Genomic DNA, 17,583 nt, shown 5'->3' with positions numbered 1-17,583 from the left:
TTTCTCTATTCAAAGATCACTATACATAAATTTAAACTGAAAAAACACACCTTCCACCTTATTTTCGTATTTTTACTTTACATTGTGATAACAACACACTCCCTCCCGAAAAAACACTTTTTTCCACCTATTAATTCTCTCGAAACCACTTACAGAAAGCCAATCCCAAAGGTTGAGCCGTACTTCTGCCGTAGTTGAGTCGTACCAAAGCCGTATATACTTGTAGTATACTTCATGTCTAGTTCAAGGATAAGCTATATTAAAGCAAAGAGAGCTAGACCCTTCTTCCAACAATACCGAAAGACTGTTGATACTTTCCTTTATCCGCACATTATTTTAAATTCAAAGTTGATGATATTTAGAAAATAGTTAAAAGATAAAAAAGATAATTCCCTCTTAAGAAACCAGTTTAGCCACAATAGAATCAGCCGCTTCATCGAGCAACTGGTAAACGTTTTCAAAATCAGAAAGATTGCCCCAATAAGGATCCGGAACATCAGCTTGATCACCTGTGAAACCAGCTTCTTCTAAATAAAGAACTATTTTCCGACGCTGGTCTTCATTTTTCGCCATAGAAATCACGGTTTCAAAAACACTAAGATCCATGCAATAAATCACATCAAATTCCACAAAATCCTTCGGCAAAATCGGTCTTGAACGTTGCTTTGAAATATCAAGTCCATATTTTGCGGCAGTGGAAATGGCGCGTTTGTCCGGATGTTCACCTTCGTGCAGAGCAATTGTTCCGGCAGAATCAATGATGAAGCTTTCCGGAAGTTTAGATTTCAGAATTCCTTCCGCAAGTGGACTTCTGCAGATATTTCCGAGACAAACGGCTAATATTTTCATAATGAATAAACGATTTCGGTGATAAACAATATTACAAAAAATGAAGAATATTGCTATTCTTCATCCTATTAATTTCTATTCCAACGCTGCAAAATTATTGCTTAATGCGTTCGGTAAGTTCTTTTACGTATTTTTTTAGCTCCTTATCTATCTTGGAAACATCTTTGATCGTATCGCAAGCGTACATAACAGTAGAGTGATCTTTTCCGCCCATTTCCTCGCCTATTTTAGTGAAAGTGGCATTGGTAAATTCTTTTGCAAAATACATCGCAAGTTGTCTTGGCAAGGCAATCTCTCTTTTTCTGGTTTTCGATAAAAGTTGCTCTCGCTGAATACCAAAATATTCGCAAACCACCTCTTGAATATAAGGAATATTGATAACCTTTTTCTGGTTGGCAGCAATTTTATTAATCGTTTCCTTGAGAAGTTCAAGGCTCAAATCTGATTTATAAATCGTAGAATAAGCGATTACCGAGTTGATCACACCGATCAATTCACGAACATTCGTTTTCACTTCAGATGCAAGGAAATCGAGCATATCTTCGGTCAAAACAATTCCGTCGCGGCTCAGTTTATCTACAATAATTTTTCTTCGGGTATCGAAATCTGGAGATTTAATTTCTGCGGAAAGTCCCCATTTGAAACGGGAAACAATACGATCCTGAATATCTAAAATATCAACAGGCGCTTTATCGGAAGTTAGGATAATTTGCTTTCCGTTTTGGTGCAAATAATCGAAAATATGGAAAAAACTATCCTGAGTTGATTTTTTTCCGGAAAGAAACTGGATATCATCAATAATCAAGACATCTACCATTTGGTAGAAATTCGCAAATTCGGTTTGTTTATGAGCTTTTGCTGCCGTAACAAATTGCTGAATAAATTTTTCTGAAGATAAATATAGAACCACTTTATCCGGAAAGGCATTTTTTACTTCCAATCCAACTGCGTGTCCCAAATGCGTTTTCCCTACTCCGTAACCTCCGTATAAAAACAAGGGGTTGAACGCCGTTGCGCCTGGTCTTTTTGCGATCGATCTTGCAACGGTTGCTGCAAACTTATTGCTTTCTCCTTCCACATAATTATCAAAAGAGAAATCGGCTTTCAAATTAGAATCGATATTCACTTTTTTCATTCCCGGAACCACGAACGGGTTGATCAAGTTTGCTGAAAAAGAAGGTGGCAGAGTTTCCTGTAATTTGGGAGTAGGTATGCTTTTGCCCTTAACATTCATCGTAATGGGCTGTTCCTGACCGGCCGGTTTGTTTTCCATTACGGAATACCAGAGCTTCACTCCTTTTCCTAAATTCTTTTTCAGTGCAGCTGATAATAAAGACAAATAATTATCTTCAATATATTCTTTATAAAAATCGCTCGGTACCAAAAGCGTAAGATTATTGCTTACCAATGAAACTGGTCGCACATTATCAAAGAGTAAATCAAAAGAGTTTTCGAGTTTTTTCAGGTCAGTATTGTCTTCTGCCGCATTAAGGTTATCCCTCATGAACTGTAGACATTTCTCCCAGATAATAGTTAAATTTTCATTCATTTTCTTTCAGCTTTTTCCGGCAAATTTCGTTTTTAGGACAGGAAGACAAATATCTAATTTTTAAATTTGATAAAAAAATTTTTGTGCTATTGGTTATTAAAAAATATATTTGTATGAAAGATTTACCAATCATTATGATACACACAACACATTCATTAAGAGTACGTTACGGAGAAACAGACCCGATGAAATACGTCTATTACGGCAATTATGCTGAATACTTCGAAGTAGCCAGAGTGGAACTTTTTCGCGAGCTCGGAATGTCGTATGATGAGATTGAAAATCAGGGGATATGGTTACCTGTTTCGGAGTTCTCCATTAAGTATTTGAAGCCGGCTTTATATGATGAAATTTTGGAAATCCACACCTACATCAAAAAAAAGCCTGGTGTAAGAATTGAGTTTGAATATGAAATCTTTAACAATTCTCAACAAAAAATTACGGAGGCAAAAACTACCCTCTTTTTTCTGGATTCCAAAACCAATAACATTATAAAATGTCCTGTTTTCCTGATGGACCTCATCGAAAAAAAATGGCAAGAATAATTAAAGGAATGTTCCTGGTTCTACTTCGTAAGGAGCTTTGTTTTTTTCGAAAACCCTGGTCATTTCACTTCCTTCTACACTGATTTTTCCGTCTTTATTTCGGATCCAGTTTCCCTCCCGCAAACCAATGACCTTAACATCATTTTGGGTTAAAAACTCCTTAATACGCGTCTCGCGGGTTTCTCCGTTATGTTTTAAATCCGGGTTAGGATCAAGATAATGTGCATTGATATTGAAAGGAACCAATCCCATACAATCAAAACTCGACGGATAAACAATGGGCATATCGTTGGTTGTTTTCATATTCACTCCAGCTATATTGGAACCGGCACTGCAACCGAGATAAGGTTTACCTCTCTCAATATTTTCTTTCAGCAACTGCATCAAATTTTCATTATGTAAAGTTTTTACCAAAAGAAAAGTATTTCCGCCACCAGTGAAAAATCCTTGGGCAGATTCAATCGCTGCTTTCTTATCATCAAATTCATGCAATCCTTTTACTCGAATTCCAAGCGGAGCAAAAAACGCATGGACTTTTTCAGTATATTCTTCATGAGATATCCCGCCCGGTCTTGCAAAAGGAATAAAAACAATTTCATCAATTCCATTATAAAGAATTTTGATTTCCTCCGTGAGATATTCCAAATAATTTCCACCAAAAAGCGTGGAAGTAGAAGCAAGAACGATATTCATAACTGCGATAATTAAAACACAAAGATACTTGGAAATTTCATCACAAAAAAAGCAGATTTTTCATTTGGAATTTTGTTCAAAACCTTATTTTTATTTCAAAACGCAAGTTTTTATCTTCATTAAAATTCAAGAAGCCATCTTTTTTCTATTTTTGTTGCATGAAAATAGCATTTCTCGGTCCGCAAGCCAGCTTTACACAACTTGCCTGTTCGCAAATTTTCCCGTCAGAAGAACTCGTTCCACAATCGAGTATTTTAGATTGTTTCAATGCAGTGAAAAATGGCGACGCCGAAAAAGCCGTTGTACCATTGGAAAATTCCATTGAAGGAACCGTATCGATGACGCTCGATTATCTTTATCAATTTGATGAAATTTCCATTCAAAGCGAAGTCATCATGCCGATTTCACATCATTTAATGATCCATCCTGAAAACGAAAATTTCGAGAAAATCATTTCACATCCGCAAGCTTTAGCACAAACTTTTCATTTCAGAGTCAATAAATACGGCAATATTCCTACTCAAGATTTTTCTTCCACTTCTGCTTCTGCCAAATTGGTTGCGGAAAATCCAGAGGAAAAAATCGCGGCGATTGCCAATCATTACGCAGCAAAATTATATGGTTTAAAAATCATCGATGAAAACATCCAGGATTTTGAGCAAAACCATACCCGATTTATTGTAATTTCCAGAGAAAACGAAGCATTACAACTCAACTTCAAGAAAACTTCTGAGAAAACTTCTTTACTAATAACACTTCCCGAAGATCACGCCGGTGGTTTGCATCAAGTCTTATCGGTTTTTGCTTGGCGCAAAATGAACCTTTCGAAAATTGAAAGCCGAACCCTAAAAACCGGACTTGGAAATTATTTTTTCTACATCAATGTCGAAGGAAATTGGGAAAACATCCTTTATAAGAATTCCTTGGAAGAACTAAAATCTATCGGCGCCGAGGTGAGATTTGCGGGTCACTATAGCGAATACGAGCTGGAAGGATAATATTTTTTGTAGACCTAAAATTTTCAATATTTACCTTTCCACTTCTTGCGAAGCTGTTCCGCGATTTTATTTTCGGTAGAATTATTGCCCGGTTCATAGAATTGCGTTCCTGAAATTTCTTCCGGCAAAAACTCTAAATCAACAAAGTTGCCTTCGTGAGAATGGGCATACTGATAATCTTTTCCGTAATTCAAATCTTTCATCAATTTGGTTGGAGCATTTCTTAAATGAAGCGGAACCGGCAAATTTCCCGTCTTTTTCACCAACGCCATCGCTTCATTTATCGCTAAATAGGTCGAGTTACTTTTGGGCGAAACCGCTAAATAAACTGCAGTTTCGCTAAGAATGATCCGCGCCTCGGGATTTCCGATGACATTTACCGCCTGAAAACAATTATTGGCAATCACCAATGCATTTGGATTTGCCAAACCAATATCTTCGGAGGCCAAAATAAGCATTCTTCGTGCAATAAATTTAATATCTTCGCCACCTACCAGCATTCTTGCGAGCCAATAGACGGCACCATTGGGATCCGAGCCGCGCATGGATTTTATAAACGCAGAAATGATGTCGTAATGTTGCTCTCCATTTTTATCGTAAAGCGCCATGGTTTCCTGCAAAACCTCCAAAACATCTTCGTTGGATATTTCTTGTTTTTTTGAATTTTTAAAATTATTCAAAACATTTTCTACAGAATTGATGAGCTTTCTGGCATCTCCGCCGGAATATTGAATGAATGCTTCTTTATCTTTAAGCTTAAAATCGGTGTCCTCTTTTTCGTTGTATTTTTTGAAAGCAATTTCTGCCAGTTCTTCGAGCTTTTCATAACTTAAAGATTTCAGAACATAAACTTGCGAACGCGAAAGCAATGCTGAAACCACCTCAAAACTTGGGTTTTCAGTCGTAGCTCCGATGAGAACGATCCAACCTTTCTCGACGGCGTGAAGCAACGAATCTTGTTGAGATTTATTGAACCGGTGAATTTCATCTATAAACAAAATAGGTGATTTTCCTGAAAAAAGATTTTGCTTTTTGGCATCTTCTATTACCTCGCGAACGTCTTTCACACCACTGGAAACCGCAGAAAGCTTAAAAAATTTTCTTCCGGATTTCTCTGAAATAATTTCCGCTAAAGTTGTTTTCCCGGTTCCGGGTGGTCCCCAAAAAATCAGAGAATTCAGCGTGTCATTCTCCAGCATTTTTCGGATGGTGCCGTTTTTTCCTGTTAAATGTTCCTGCCCGAGAACTTCGTCTAGCGTTTTCGGTCTTAAAATTTCGGCTAAAGGTGTATTGGAGCTCAAGGTTTCGGGTTCAAAGTTTTAGATTAAACAAAATTACAATTAAAAAACAATTTTATAAACTTTAACCCTGAACTTTAACCTCGAAATGGTGTTATCCCATAATATGAAAGCCACCGTCTACATGACGAATTTCGCCGGTAATTCGGGTTTCCGGACGGAAAAGATGAACGACTTCGTGTGCCAAATCTTCCGGAGTGGCATTTCCGAGCGGACTCAAACGGTCGGCTCTGTCGACATCTTCGGTTTTCAACGTGGCGTTTCCGGCTTTACTTCCCATGTAAGGTGAAAAACGCACACAATTAGCACGAATTCCGTAATCTCTGCCCAATTCATAAGCCATTTCAATGGTTAATCTTTCAAGTGCAGCTTTGGCAATACTCATGTTAATGTATGGGAAAAACGAAACTTTTTCCGCGGCAATATAGCTTAAAGAAACTATGGAAGCGCCTTTTTGTAAAATATGGCTCATCAAAAGAACGTGCGAAAGTGAAATCAGTGAAAACGCTGAAACCGTCATCGTATCATTAAATTCTTCTGCCGTAACTTCCAACATTGGTTTTACAGATTTGTTACGAATGGTTTTGTCCATTGCTATTGCGTGTAGAAAACCATCGAGTTTTACGCCGTTTTGATTTAAAAACTCCACCAAAGAATCCAAACTTTCGGGAAGTGTTACGTCGAGTGGAAATGTTAAAGTTTCAGCGCCAAGTCTATTCTTGCAGGCCGCTTCGAAGTCGCTGTATGATTTATTTAAGAAACCGGTAGCTTTTTCAGACAGGTTTTTGTGGAAAGGCGTTACGCCAAGTCCGGTGCAAACTACTTTTCCGTTGTTTTGAATAATTTTTTCGGCCACTTTCATCGCTAATGAATTTTCATCTGCAATTCCGGTGATTAAAAAGGTTTTATTGGTGAACATATTTTGTTTAATTATGAATTATAAATGATGAATTATGAAATAATGTTGAATGTTTATTAACTAATACATAAATCCTAAAACCTAAACTTTATAAATCGCAGTTCCCCAAGTCCAACCGGAACCCACAGCGGCGAATAGTAATGTGTCGCCTTCTTTAATTTTTCCGCTTCGGTAGGTTTCATCAAGCACAATTGGGATGGTTCCGCCGGAAGTATTGGCGTATTTGTCCATATTCGTCATCACCTTTTCAAACGGGATATTCACTTTTTCGGCGACTTCCTTTAAAATTCTGATGCTGGGCTGGTGTGGAATTACCCAATCGATGTCATCGGATTTCATTTGGTTGGCTTCGAGAATTTCGTTGATGCATTCAGGCAAAACTTTGGTGGCAGTGCTGTAAACCTCCTTTCCGTTCATCTGAAAATAATGGAGTCCGTTTTTGATGGTTTCTTCTGAGGCAGGAATTTCGCAGCCACCTGCAGGAATATTGAAATGCATTTTCCCGGTTCCGTCTGCATGAAGCTTGAAATCGATAAATCCTTTATCTTCTTCTGTTGCAGACAATAAAATTGCACCGGCTCCATCTCCGAAAAACACAGAATCTTTGCGAGACCAATCCGTAATGCTCGAAAAAGTATCTGCTCCAATTACTAAAACATTTTTGTACATCCCCGTTTGAATGAACTGAGAACCAATGGCTAAACCATAAATTCCACCGGAACAAACTGCGGAAATATCAAAAGCAACAGCGTGATTTGCATCAATTTTTTCCTGAACAAAACACGCAGTAGAAGGTGCCTGTCTGTCGGGAGTGGAAGTGGCAACTATAATTAAATCCACCTCTTTCGAAGTGATTCCGGCGTTTTCCAAGGCTTTTAAACCTGCTTTGGAAGCTAAATCGCTCGTCACTTCTCCATCTACAATTCTTCTTTCTTTAATTCCTAAGTGGGAATAAATCCATTCGTCGTTAGAACCTACGGCTTCAAAAAAATCATTTTTTAAAACTTTTGGTGGCGTGTAAGATCCGGTTCCTTTAATAATTGCTCTTGCCATATATAATTGTAATTTTTGTGTTTTAATAAAATTTTGAAAATTTGATGTTCAGAATGAACAATTTTTATCTATAATCTATCTATTTGAATCCTTTTTTATCAAATTTTTAATAAACAAATGTACCAAACATCTTCATACAGGCAAGTTTTAATGTAAAAAAATTTTAGTTTATTTTTGCACTGTTTTGAAAAGCACATTCAACAAAATCATCACGTTTCCTTTGGTAATTTTCATTAAATTTTACCAATGGTTTATTTCGCCTTTACTCCCGAAAAATTGCCGTTACGAACCGACTTGTTCTCATTATATGGTTGAAGCACTTCAAGTTCACGGCCCCATTAAAGGTTTTTGGCTGGGAGCCAAAAGAATTGCACGCTGCCATCCCTGGGGAGGTGAAGGTTACGATCCGGTTCCGCCGAAATGCGAACATCAACATTAAAAAAATTAAATAAAAAATATGGTTTCATTCTTATATACCACTTGGGATCCGTCAACCGGTATCAATTTAGGTCCAATAACGCTGCACTATTACAGTTTAATGTTTGTTCTAGCATTCGGACTTGGCTATGCGATTATGGCGAAAATCTTCAAAATCGACAATGTCAACCAAAAATATCTAGAACCGCTTTTCACCTGGACTTTGGTGGGAACAATTTTGGGTGCAAGATTGGGACATGTTATTTTTTACCAACCCGAACTTTTTAAACAGGATTTTTGGTCGGTTTTTCTTCCGATCCAAACGAAACCTGAGTTCAAATTCACCGGTTTTTCTGGTTTGGCAAGTCACGGTGCTACTATTGCTTTGATTTTCACAACGCTTTATTATTCCTTTAAAATCATTAAGAAAAATCCTTTTTGGGTATATGACCGAATCGGAATTGTAGTTGCTTTAGGAGGTGCCTTTGTAAGAATCGGAAATTTTTTCAATTCAGAAATCATAGGAAAACCCGCTCCCGAAGGATCTGCATTCGCTATACTTTTCCCTCAGCAAAGTTCCGAGTACGGCGCCATCGTTCCGCGCTATCCTACCCAGCTTTTCGAAGCAATAGGTTACTTCCTACTCTTTATCTTATTGTGGATTCTATACCGCTACACCAACAAAAAATATCAACAAGGTTGGTTATTTGGAGTGTTTTTCATCATTCTTTGGGCAATAAGATTTTTTGTAGAATTTTTAAAAGAACCACAAGGCGACGAATTTATTCAATTTGCAGGTTTAAATACCGGCCAAGTTCTTTCAATCCCTTTTATGATTGCAGGTTTTGTAAGCATGTGGTATTCTAAAAACAACAAAATTACCGAAGAAGAAAACGGTCAACCGGAATAATTTCTAAATAAAACTAGCAAAGCCTTTCAAATTTTTTGAAAGGTTTTTTTATGATAAAATTTTAAAAACATTTCCCAATTCATCAATCAAATCTGAAGGCAACATTGATTCTTTTGAATGTTTTTCGGCTGTAAAATCTCCGGCTTTTCCATGAAGCCAAACCCCGAAAACAGCTGATTCTTCCGAAGAATATTGCTGCGCCAAAAATGAGGTTTCCTGAGCCGAAAATATTTTTATTTTTAAAGAACTTAAATAGTAAATAAATTTAATGAAAATTGAGAACTCAGCATTATTTCTACCTTTAAAATCAATAAATGATAAGATTTATCAACAAATTTTAAAATTATTTATTAATTTAGCTGAACTTAAAAATATTAAAATATAAAACTATGGGATTTGTACAAGAATTTAAAGCATTTGCTTTCAAAGGAAATGTGGTAGATTTGGCAGTCGGTGTGATCATTGGAGCTGCATTTGGTAAAATTGTTTCCTCTTTGGTTGAAGATGTAATTACACCATTACTCCTAAATCCTACGCTGAAAGCAGTAGGCGCAGAAAACATCGCACAACTGAGCTGGAACGGCGTGAAATACGGAAATTTCCTGTCCGCGGTGATTAGTTTCCTATGTATTGCGATGGTACTATTTTGGTTGATAAAGGCGGCTAATAAAATCTCTAAGCCGGCTGAAGTTGCACCTGCAGGACCTTCAAACGAAGAGGTTCTTTTGGCAGAAATTAGAGATTTACTGAAGAATAAATAAATTATTCCACAATAATAAAAAATCCCGGAAATTCCGGGATTTTTTTGTTCAGATATGTTCTTTCAAAAATTATTGAATTTGCAAAATGCTGCAAATTTGATGAGCCAAAGAAAGTCCGATTCGGTCTTGCGCTTCCAAAGTTGAAGCTCCGGTATGCGGAGTAAGAGAGATTTTTGGATGGTTCAAAATATTTTTTGAAGGAGTTGGCTCGTTGATGAAAACATCTAATCCTGCGAAGGCCACTTTTCCGGAATTCAATGCGGCAATCAGCGCTTCTTCATCGATTACGCCGCCACGGGAACAGTTTACGATTGCTACGCCGTTTTTCATCAAATCAAATTCTTTTTTACCGATCATATAACCGTTTTTCTGTGCTGGAACGTGCAAAGTGATGAAATCAGCATGTTTCAAAACACCTTCGATCGGTTCAGTTTCGATATCTACGTTGATAAATTGGTTATTGTAAAATTTCACTTTAATGCTTGCGCGACCTACATTGCTGTCGGCTGCAATTACCCGCATTCCTAATCCCAATGCGATCCTGGCAACTTCTTGCCCTATCCTTCCCATCCCTACAATTCCGATGGTTTTCCCTCGAAGTTCGATTCCTTTTTCGTAAGATTTTTTCAGTTTAGCAAATTCAGAATCTCCTAAAGCCGGCATTTTTCTATTGGAATCGTGCAAAAAACGAGCTCCTGAAAACAAATGCGCGAAAACGAGTTCCGCCACCGATTCCGAAGAAGCTGACGGTGTATTAATTACGTGAATGTTTTTCGAACGCGCATAATCGACATCGATATTATCCATTCCTACTCCACCTCTTCCGATGATTTCGATGCTTGGACAAGCGTCGATGAGTTCTTTTCTTACTTGTGTTGCACTTCTTACAAGGATCGTGCGGATTTGGTTTTCATTAATATAATCTATCAAAAATTCCTGAGGAACTTTATTGGTAATTACCTCGAAACCTTTTTCAGTAAGTGCATCAATCCCAGATTGGTCTAAACCATCATTAGCTAATATCTTCATTTATTAATCTTTAAATACTTCAATTGTTACTTGTCTCTCCACCATATCGGTAAATTTTCCTTTGTATCTGGTCGCTTTCACGAGGTGGTTATCAATCCAATGATAGTTCCCACCTCTCGGTTTTCCGCACAAAACGCTGTGATATTTAAACCCGTGTTTATCGAGCCAGTCGATGGTAATTTGCTTTAAATTCTCGGTGCGCGAAGTGAAAAAACAAATGATATGTCCCTGATCATACCATCTGTTGATGGTTTCCAGCGCATCGGGGTACGGCTCGCAATCGATCATTCTTTCGGGCTCTTCATTGGGCACATCGTCGGTAATCGTTCCATCGATATCAATGAGGTAATTCTTTACACCACCTTTCAGTATTGGGCTCAAATGATCTTTATAATCCAGTTCCATATCACAAAAATTTTAAGAGGCAAAATTACAAATTTTGATTGGTTTACAGCGGTTTAATTTTTTGAGTTTTTAAATAAAAAAACAGAAAGCATAAATTTTTATTAAAAATTTTACCAACTAAGTTTTAAAACTTAAATTTGTGAGATATGGAAGAACAAGTAGTTGTAGTTTCTGAAAATGATGAAATTTTAGGACTGATGGAAAAAATGAATGCCCATGAAAATGGAATTCTTCATCGTGCATTTTCTGTTTTTTTGTTTAATGATAAAGGCGAAATGCTACTTCAGAAGCGCGCTTCCGGAAAATATCATTCCCCAAATCAGTGGACCAACGCCGTTTGTTCACATCCAAAAATCGATGAAACTTATCTCGAAGGTGCACAACGCCGATTGAATGAAGAATTGGGAATCACTGCCAATCTTACCGAAAAATTTAGCTTTATCTACAAAGCCGATGTAGGCCAAAATCTTTGGGAACATGAGCTAGACCACGTTTTTACAGGAAATTACGAAGGAAATTTCGCGCTGAATGAAGAAGAAGTTTCGGAAATAAGATATATTTCCATGCAACAACTTGATGAGGAAATGAATGCAAATCCTGAAAAATTCACAGAATGGTTTAAAATCATTTTAAAGGAATACAAAGATCATCTTTAAAATAATCGAAATATAATCTAATTAATAAATTTGAAGAATGGAGAAAAAAACTGCGCTGTTTGACAAACATGTTTCTTTGGGCGCAAAAATAGTACCTTTTGCAGGTTTCGAAATGCCTGTACAATATTCCGGCGTTACCGAAGAACACTTTGCTGTGCGCGAAAAAGTAGGAATTTTTGATGTTTCCCACATGGGGCAGTTTTTTGTGGAAGGACCTTCTGCAAAAGATTTATTGCAATATGTTACCACCAATAATGTGGATGCTCTGGAAGATGGAAAAGCTCATTATTCTTGCTTGCCCAACGGAAACGGCGGAATAGTAGATGATTTGATTATTTACAAAATGGAAGACGAAAAATATTTCGTGGTGGTCAATGCTTCTAACATCGAGAAAGACTGGAATCACATCTCCAAATACAACGAAAAATTCGGCGCGAAACTTACTAATGCTTCAGACGAAATGTCCTTGATCGCCATCCAAGGTCCAAAAGCTACCGAAACCCTTCAAAAATTAACCGACACGCAACTTTCCGATATTCCTTACTATCACTTCAAAGTGGGAACTGTTGCGGGAGTTTCGGATGTGATTATTTCCAACACAGGTTATACCGGAAGCGGTGGTTTCGAAGTCTATTTTAAAAATGAAAGTGCTGAAAAAATTTGGGATTCGCTGACCGAAGCTGGCCAAGAATTCGGCTTGATTCCTTGCGGCCTCGCTTCCCGAGATACTTTGAGATTGGAAAAAGGATTCTGCCTTTACGGAAACGATATCGACGATACTACGTCACCGTTGGAAGCAGGTTTGGGCTGGATCACCAAGTTCGACAAAGATTTTGTAGACAAAGAATTCCTTGAAAAACAAAAAGAGGAAGGCGTTACCAGAAAATTAGTTGGTTTCGAAATGCAGGAAAGAGCCATCCCAAGACACGATTACTTGGTCGTAGACGCTGATGGACACGAAATAGGAAAAGTAACATCAGGAACCATGAGCCCGATGAAAAATATCGGGATCGGTCTTGCTTACGTGGCAAAACCACACTTTAAAGTAGGTTCGGAAATTTTCATCCAGATTAGAAATAAAAATGTTCCTGCGAAAGTTGTGAAACTACCTTTTGTATAAAACCGAAACTTTTTTTTATATAAAATTAAAACCGCCTGGAAAATTTTCAGGCGGTTTTTTCTACTCGGCGAAGAAGCTTCGGAGCGCTTCCAGATTTGCCTTTTCATTACCGATGAATATTTCTTTGTCAGTCATAAAAACTGGCCTTTTCAAAAAGGTGTAATGATCCAAAATCAGTTCCTTGAAATCGTCTTCGGTCATTGTTTTTAAATTGAGTTCTCTCAACTTGATTTGATTCGATTTCTTGCTAAAAAGAGCTTCATAAGAGCCTGCTAACTGATACATCTGTTCCAGTTCTTCGGTAGAAATCGGGTTTATTTTTATTTCGCGCAATTCCCAATCTTTAAGACTATATTTCTTAAGAATTTTCAGACAGGTATCGCAGGTTTTTAAATAAAATACTTTTTTCATTTTCCAAAAATAGTCTTAATAAAAGGAATTTAAAAATTTTATCAATATCTTTATTAAAAATTTAAGTAAAAAATGCAGACAAAAACGGTTTTTCAGTTTATTTCGGAGCCAAGTGATGTGAATTATGGTGGAAATGTGCACGGTGGAAGCGTAATGAAATGGATCGATCAGGCGGGTTACGCTTGTGCAAGTTCGTGGAGTTCCAGCTATTGTGTAACCGTTTATGTGGGCGGAATCCGGTTCTATTCTCCCATAAAAATCGGGCATATCGTAAAAGTGGAAGCCGAAGTAATTTACACCGGAAGTACAAGTATGCACATTGCCATCAATGTATTTTCGAGAAATATCAAGCGAAAAGATTTTGAAAAGAAAACACACTGCATCATTGTTTTTGTGGCGGTAGACGACGAAGGAAATTCGGTACAAGTCCCAAAATTCGAACCCGAAACCGAAGCCGAAAAACAAATGGAACAATACGCCATAAAACTCATGGATCTGCGAAAAAATATCGAGGACGAGATGAAACCATTCTTATAAAAATTCATTTCATAAAAAAACCTTCCGATTTGCCGGAAGGTTTTTTTTTATCAATAACAAGAAATTATCTTGCAATATTTACTGATCTGGTTTCGCGGATTACCGTTACTCGAACTTGTCCGGGATAAGTCAATTCATTCTGAATTTTTTCTGAAATATCATAAGAAAGTTGAGATGATTGGTCATCATTTACTTTCCCACTTTCAACCATCACACGAAGCTCTCGTCCCGCCTGAATCGCATAAGCGCTGGAAACACCATCAAAACTTAATGCTGCTGCTTCCAAATCTTTTAACCTTTGGATATAGGATTCCAAAACTTGGCGTCTTGCTCCAGGTCTCGCTCCCGAAATTGCATCGGCAACCTGAATAATCGGCGACAACAACGAAGTCATTTCAACTTCATCGTGGTGCGCTCCAATTGCATTGACTACTTCAGGATTTTCACCATACTTTTCGGCCCATTGCATCCCCAAAAGCGCATGTGGAAGTTCGGACTCTTGTTCCGGAACTTTCCCGATATCGTGAAGCAAACCTGCTCTTTTCGCCATTTTTACGTTTAAACCCAGTTCTGCAGCCATCGTTGCAGCGATATTCGCTACTTCTCTGGAGTGTTGCAAAAGGTTTTGGCCATAAGAAGATCTGAATTTCATTCGTCCTACGATTTTCACCAATTCCGGGTGAAGTCCGTGTATGCCTAAATCTATAACGGTTCTTTTACCCACTTCGATGATTTCTTCTTCTATATGTTTTTTGGTTTTCTCTACCACTTCTTCTATTCTCGCAGGGTGAATTCTTCCGTCGGTTACCAAACGGTGAAGCGAAAGTCTTGCGATTTCTCTTCTTACAGGATCAAAACATGAAAGCAAAATCGCTTCCGGAGTATCATCAACGATAATTTCTACACCTGTAGCAGCTTCCAAAGCACGGATATTTCTACCTTCTCTACCGATAATTCTACCTTTAACCTCATCTGATTCGATGTTGAAAACTGACACTGAATTTTCAATTGCCTGTTCGGTTCCGATTCGCTGAATGGTTTGAATAACAATCTTTTTAGCTTCTTGTTTTGCGTTAAGATTAGCTTCTTCCATAATGGATTGAACATGAGCCTGAGCTCTTGTCTTCGCTTCTGCTTTCAGGGATTCTATCAATTCATTTCTTGCTTCTTCGGCAGAATAATTTGCTATTTTTTCTAACATTTCTACTTTTTGGGAAGTAGCAATATCTAATTCTTGCTGTTTTCTTTCGAGGATTTCGTGCTTTTTGCTGTAATCGGCAATTTGTCGGACCAAATCTTTTTCCAGTTTCCCGGTTTTGCTCAATTCATCATTAAGCTTATTTTCTTTTTCTTTAATTCTTTTTTCGGCATCTTGCATCTTTTTTTCTCTCGCCTGAATATCGGCGTCATGCTGAGATTTCAATTCAAGAAACTTTTCTTTGGCCTGGAGTTGTTTTTCTTTTCTAATGGATTCGGCCTGTACGTTGGCTTTTTCTATAAGGTTTTCGGCGTTTTTCTTTGCATCCTGAATGATGAATTTTGCTTTTGCGTTGAGTGAGCTTTTAGAAAATAGCATTCCTATAATGGCTCCTAAAATAACGCAAACAATACCGATAATAATTGCGGTTGTTGTCATATATGTTTAGTTTAAATATTCCTATGTTTAAACAATCTCGAAGTTGCTAGTCTATTTTCGAAATTGTTGATTTTCTTAATTATTTTCTATTCATTTTTAAATAAAAAAAGCCCACAATAATTCAGTGATTTAGAGTAAACTCCTAATCAACACGATTTGAACTGATTTTCGCTTTCTGTAATCCGAGCAAGTCGGCGCGCCTTCAAGCGAACTTTCGTCCGGTAATTGTTTAGCGTTGAGTTTACCTTAATGTGTTAGAACTATTGTAGGCAGTCGTATTTTGGAAAAGAAAAATCTACTTTTCCAATTCTTCCAGCAAGCGGTTAATTTGCATTAATCTTTCGTTGGAAGCTTCTATATTTTTTTCGTTGGATATTGCCGAAACTTCTGCATTCGTGCCTAGTTTTAAAGCACACATTGCCAAAGCATCTTGTTTATCTCTCACGTCAAAATTTTGTTCAAAATCTTTAATCATTGCTTCAATCTGTTTACCTACTTTCCGAAGTGTTTCTTCTTCGGTGGCAGGTACATTCAGCGGATAATTTCTTCCGGCAATGTTGATGGTAATTCTTCTTACTTCCATTACAACCCGCTGTTTTGAAGTTCAGCAATGCAGTTTTCCACTTCTTTGATCAATCGGTTGATATGATTTTTCATCAATCGGTTATGATCAGGATTTCCGGATATTGCTGAGTACAACTTTATATTTTTTTGTTCTTCTGCTAAAACCTGGCTTTTTCTTTTTTCCTCTTCGTATTTCTTCTTCAGTTCGTCGTGCTCTTTCGATAATTCCGCATACTTTTCGTCCAAATCCCGGTAATTCTTCGTTACACTAAGAATTTTTTTTTCTAAAACCGAAAAGTTGTTTTCTAAATCTTTGAGCATTTTCAGGCTTAATTAATTCTAACTATTTAGCAAAAATATAAAATTTTAATTTGAATTGATGAATTATTTCAACAATTTATTGAAATAAAAAAGAGAAAGCAATGATTTACTTTCTCTATTATTTTTATCACGAAGGTTTCTTTACTCAAATTTCAAAACAAACATTAATGCGCGGGTTTTTCCACTGGCGATGGCGGCGTTCCAATATGGTGGCGTTTCTGGATTGTCCGCTACCATTTCATCATTAATCATAAATGTTCCACGGAAACCTGGTGTCAACTTAAATCTGCTGAAATAGAACTGAATACCGATTTCTGCTGACCACGCAAAATTACTCGCAGTAGTTCGGAAAAGTCCTTGCTGGTTATCGCCTGTAGCATTGTTATTCGATTGTAAATTCATCATCCAATTCACTCCGGCTGCCGCATAAGGACGAGAATTGTACCATCTGTCGCCATGAACTTCGATGAGCAACGGCAAATCGACATAAGTCGATTTTACGGTTCTTAATTTATGCGCATCGGTGAGTGGTGGATATGCAGTGGTTCCAGTGGAATATTGGTCATACGATTGGGTATCGAAATACACTTCTCTTTCCACGAAATGTAAACCAGGTTCAAATCTTAAATCAAAATTTTCATTCAATCTGAATTTCCCAATCAATCCTGCACCAAAACTATAGGAAGATTTGGTTCGAACGAGATTTTTGCCCTTATTCATCCCAAATTTCGGGTCCAAAACCAATTTATAATCGAAATTATTCGCAGCAAGATAGAAACCGTAGCTGAGCTTTTGGTCATCAAAACCTTCCAGATTGTCCATTCTGTCTTTGGTACGGAAAAGTTGCGCACTGAAAAGAGATGCAGCAAAAATCGCCGTAAACAGATTAATTTTTAACCCTATTTTACCCAT

At 37.4% G+C, this 17,583-nt stretch carries 22 protein-coding genes; 8 read left to right on the top strand and 14 right to left on the bottom strand.

Features of this window, described 5'->3' with window-relative positions; genetic code table 11:
• Positions 1-396: 396 nt before the first annotated feature.
• Together H0S70_RS00600 and dnaA are read right to left on the bottom strand one after the other, a co-directional pair.
• The gene (locus tag H0S70_RS00600) at positions 397-849 is read right to left on the bottom strand and encodes a low molecular weight protein-tyrosine-phosphatase (RefSeq protein WP_188321311.1); all 453 of its coding nucleotides are present in this window, start codon (positions 847-849) and stop codon (positions 397-399) included.
• A 94-nt stretch (positions 850-943) separates the two neighbouring features.
• Positions 944-2,398, bottom strand: a complete 1,455-nt coding sequence (gene dnaA / locus H0S70_RS00595; protein ID WP_123248302.1) for a chromosomal replication initiator protein DnaA — start codon at positions 2,396-2,398, stop codon at positions 944-946.
• 134 nt (positions 2,399-2,532) lie between these two features.
• On the opposite strand from dnaA, the gene H0S70_RS00590 reads away from it, so the two are divergent.
• On the top strand, positions 2,533-2,943 hold the full coding sequence (locus H0S70_RS00590; protein WP_188322166.1) for an acyl-CoA thioesterase: 411 nt from the start codon (positions 2,533-2,535) through the stop codon (positions 2,941-2,943).
• Here H0S70_RS00590 and pepE read toward each other — a convergent pair whose 3' ends face one another.
• Complete coding sequence (gene pepE, locus H0S70_RS00585; protein WP_188321310.1) at positions 2,944-3,636, bottom strand: dipeptidase PepE; 693 nt, start codon at positions 3,634-3,636, stop codon at positions 2,944-2,946.
• A gap of 158 nt (positions 3,637-3,794) precedes the next feature.
• On the opposite strand from pepE, the gene pheA reads away from it, so the two are divergent.
• Positions 3,795-4,634 carry a prephenate dehydratase gene (pheA, locus tag H0S70_RS00580; protein WP_188321309.1) on the top strand — a complete coding sequence of 280 codons (840 nt, stop codon included), beginning with the start codon at positions 3,795-3,797 and terminating at the stop codon, positions 4,632-4,634.
• Between the two features lie 23 nt (positions 4,635-4,657).
• Here pheA and H0S70_RS00575 read toward each other — a convergent pair whose 3' ends face one another.
• From H0S70_RS00575 to H0S70_RS00565, 3 genes are all read right to left on the bottom strand, one after another.
• Positions 4,658-5,935: a replication-associated recombination protein A gene (locus H0S70_RS00575; protein WP_188321308.1), complete on the bottom strand. Its 1,278-nt coding sequence runs from the start codon at positions 5,933-5,935 to the stop codon at positions 4,658-4,660.
• Positions 5,936-6,026: 91 nt separating this feature from the next.
• Positions 6,027-6,851, bottom strand: a complete 825-nt coding sequence (locus tag H0S70_RS00570) for an SDR family oxidoreductase (protein WP_123248305.1) — start codon at positions 6,849-6,851, stop codon at positions 6,027-6,029.
• An 81-nt stretch (positions 6,852-6,932) separates the two neighbouring features.
• A complete protein-coding gene (locus H0S70_RS00565; RefSeq protein WP_088467774.1) occupies positions 6,933-7,904 on the bottom strand; it encodes a beta-ketoacyl-ACP synthase III in 972 nt (323 codons plus the stop codon).
• 184 nt (positions 7,905-8,088) lie between these two features.
• Between H0S70_RS00565 and yidD the strand changes: the two genes are divergently transcribed.
• Complete coding sequence (gene yidD, locus H0S70_RS00560) at positions 8,089-8,343, top strand: membrane protein insertion efficiency factor YidD (protein WP_188321307.1); 255 nt, start codon at positions 8,089-8,091, stop codon at positions 8,341-8,343.
• Positions 8,344-8,361: 18 nt separating this feature from the next.
• Positions 8,362-9,231, top strand: coding sequence for a prolipoprotein diacylglyceryl transferase (gene lgt / locus H0S70_RS00555; protein WP_123248307.1), 870 nt, complete (start codon positions 8,362-8,364; stop codon positions 9,229-9,231).
• Between the two features lie 48 nt (positions 9,232-9,279).
• On the opposite strand, the gene H0S70_RS14045 is transcribed toward lgt, so the two are convergent.
• On the bottom strand, positions 9,280-9,435 hold the full coding sequence (locus H0S70_RS14045; protein ID WP_228453756.1) for a hypothetical protein: 156 nt from the start codon (positions 9,433-9,435) through the stop codon (positions 9,280-9,282).
• A 185-nt stretch (positions 9,436-9,620) separates the two neighbouring features.
• On the opposite strand from H0S70_RS14045, the gene mscL reads away from it, so the two are divergent.
• Positions 9,621-9,992 carry a large conductance mechanosensitive channel protein MscL gene (gene mscL, locus H0S70_RS00545; protein WP_188321306.1) on the top strand — a complete coding sequence of 124 codons (372 nt, stop codon included), beginning with the start codon at positions 9,621-9,623 and terminating at the stop codon, positions 9,990-9,992.
• 69 nt (positions 9,993-10,061) lie between these two features.
• Here the strand turns inward: mscL and H0S70_RS00540 are convergent, their stop codons facing one another.
• The gene (locus tag H0S70_RS00540) at positions 10,062-11,021 is read right to left on the bottom strand and encodes a D-2-hydroxyacid dehydrogenase (protein ID WP_188321305.1); all 960 of its coding nucleotides are present in this window, start codon (positions 11,019-11,021) and stop codon (positions 10,062-10,064) included.
• A gap of 3 nt (positions 11,022-11,024) precedes the next feature.
• Complete coding sequence (locus tag H0S70_RS00535; protein WP_031501435.1) at positions 11,025-11,426, bottom strand: LNS2 domain-containing protein; 402 nt, start codon at positions 11,424-11,426, stop codon at positions 11,025-11,027.
• Positions 11,427-11,572: 146 nt separating this feature from the next.
• Between H0S70_RS00535 and idi the strand changes: the two genes are divergently transcribed.
• Positions 11,573-12,082 carry an isopentenyl-diphosphate Delta-isomerase gene (gene idi / locus H0S70_RS00530; RefSeq protein ID WP_188321304.1) on the top strand — a complete coding sequence of 170 codons (510 nt, stop codon included), beginning with the start codon at positions 11,573-11,575 and terminating at the stop codon, positions 12,080-12,082.
• Between the two features lie 37 nt (positions 12,083-12,119).
• On the top strand, positions 12,120-13,202 hold the full coding sequence (gene gcvT, locus H0S70_RS00525) for a glycine cleavage system aminomethyltransferase GcvT (protein WP_188321303.1): 1,083 nt from the start codon (positions 12,120-12,122) through the stop codon (positions 13,200-13,202).
• Positions 13,203-13,262: 60 nt separating this feature from the next.
• On the opposite strand, the gene H0S70_RS00520 is transcribed toward gcvT, so the two are convergent.
• Complete coding sequence (locus H0S70_RS00520) at positions 13,263-13,613, bottom strand: arsenate reductase family protein (RefSeq protein WP_188321302.1); 351 nt, start codon at positions 13,611-13,613, stop codon at positions 13,263-13,265.
• A gap of 72 nt (positions 13,614-13,685) precedes the next feature.
• Here H0S70_RS00520 and H0S70_RS00515 point away from each other — a divergent pair, with 72 nt between their 5' ends.
• Positions 13,686-14,150, top strand: coding sequence for an acyl-CoA thioesterase (locus H0S70_RS00515; protein WP_188321301.1), 465 nt, complete (start codon positions 13,686-13,688; stop codon positions 14,148-14,150).
• 64 nt (positions 14,151-14,214) lie between these two features.
• On the opposite strand, the gene rny is transcribed toward H0S70_RS00515, so the two are convergent.
• From rny to porT, 4 genes are all read right to left on the bottom strand, one after another.
• Entirely contained in the window at positions 14,215-15,786 is a 1,572-nt protein-coding gene (gene rny / locus H0S70_RS00510; protein WP_188321300.1) for a ribonuclease Y, read from the bottom strand.
• A 295-nt stretch (positions 15,787-16,081) separates the two neighbouring features.
• Positions 16,082-16,369 carry a cell division protein ZapA gene (locus H0S70_RS00505; RefSeq protein ID WP_188321299.1) on the bottom strand — a complete coding sequence of 96 codons (288 nt, stop codon included), beginning with the start codon at positions 16,367-16,369 and terminating at the stop codon, positions 16,082-16,084.
• The gene (locus H0S70_RS00500; protein ID WP_188321298.1) at positions 16,369-16,671 is read right to left on the bottom strand and encodes a hypothetical protein; all 303 of its coding nucleotides are present in this window, start codon (positions 16,669-16,671) and stop codon (positions 16,369-16,371) included. Before H0S70_RS00500 ends, H0S70_RS00505 begins: the two co-directional genes overlap by 1 nt.
• 141 nt (positions 16,672-16,812) lie before the next feature.
• The gene (gene porT, locus H0S70_RS00495; protein WP_188321297.1) at positions 16,813-17,583 is read right to left on the bottom strand and encodes a type IX secretion/gliding motility protein PorT/SprT; all 771 of its coding nucleotides are present in this window, start codon (positions 17,581-17,583) and stop codon (positions 16,813-16,815) included.

It is taken from the genome of Chryseobacterium manosquense (assembly GCF_014623485.1).
Classification (GTDB): domain Bacteria; phylum Bacteroidota; class Bacteroidia; order Flavobacteriales; family Weeksellaceae; genus Kaistella; species Kaistella haifensis.
This window is presented reverse-complemented; position numbering and strand designations above follow the sequence as displayed.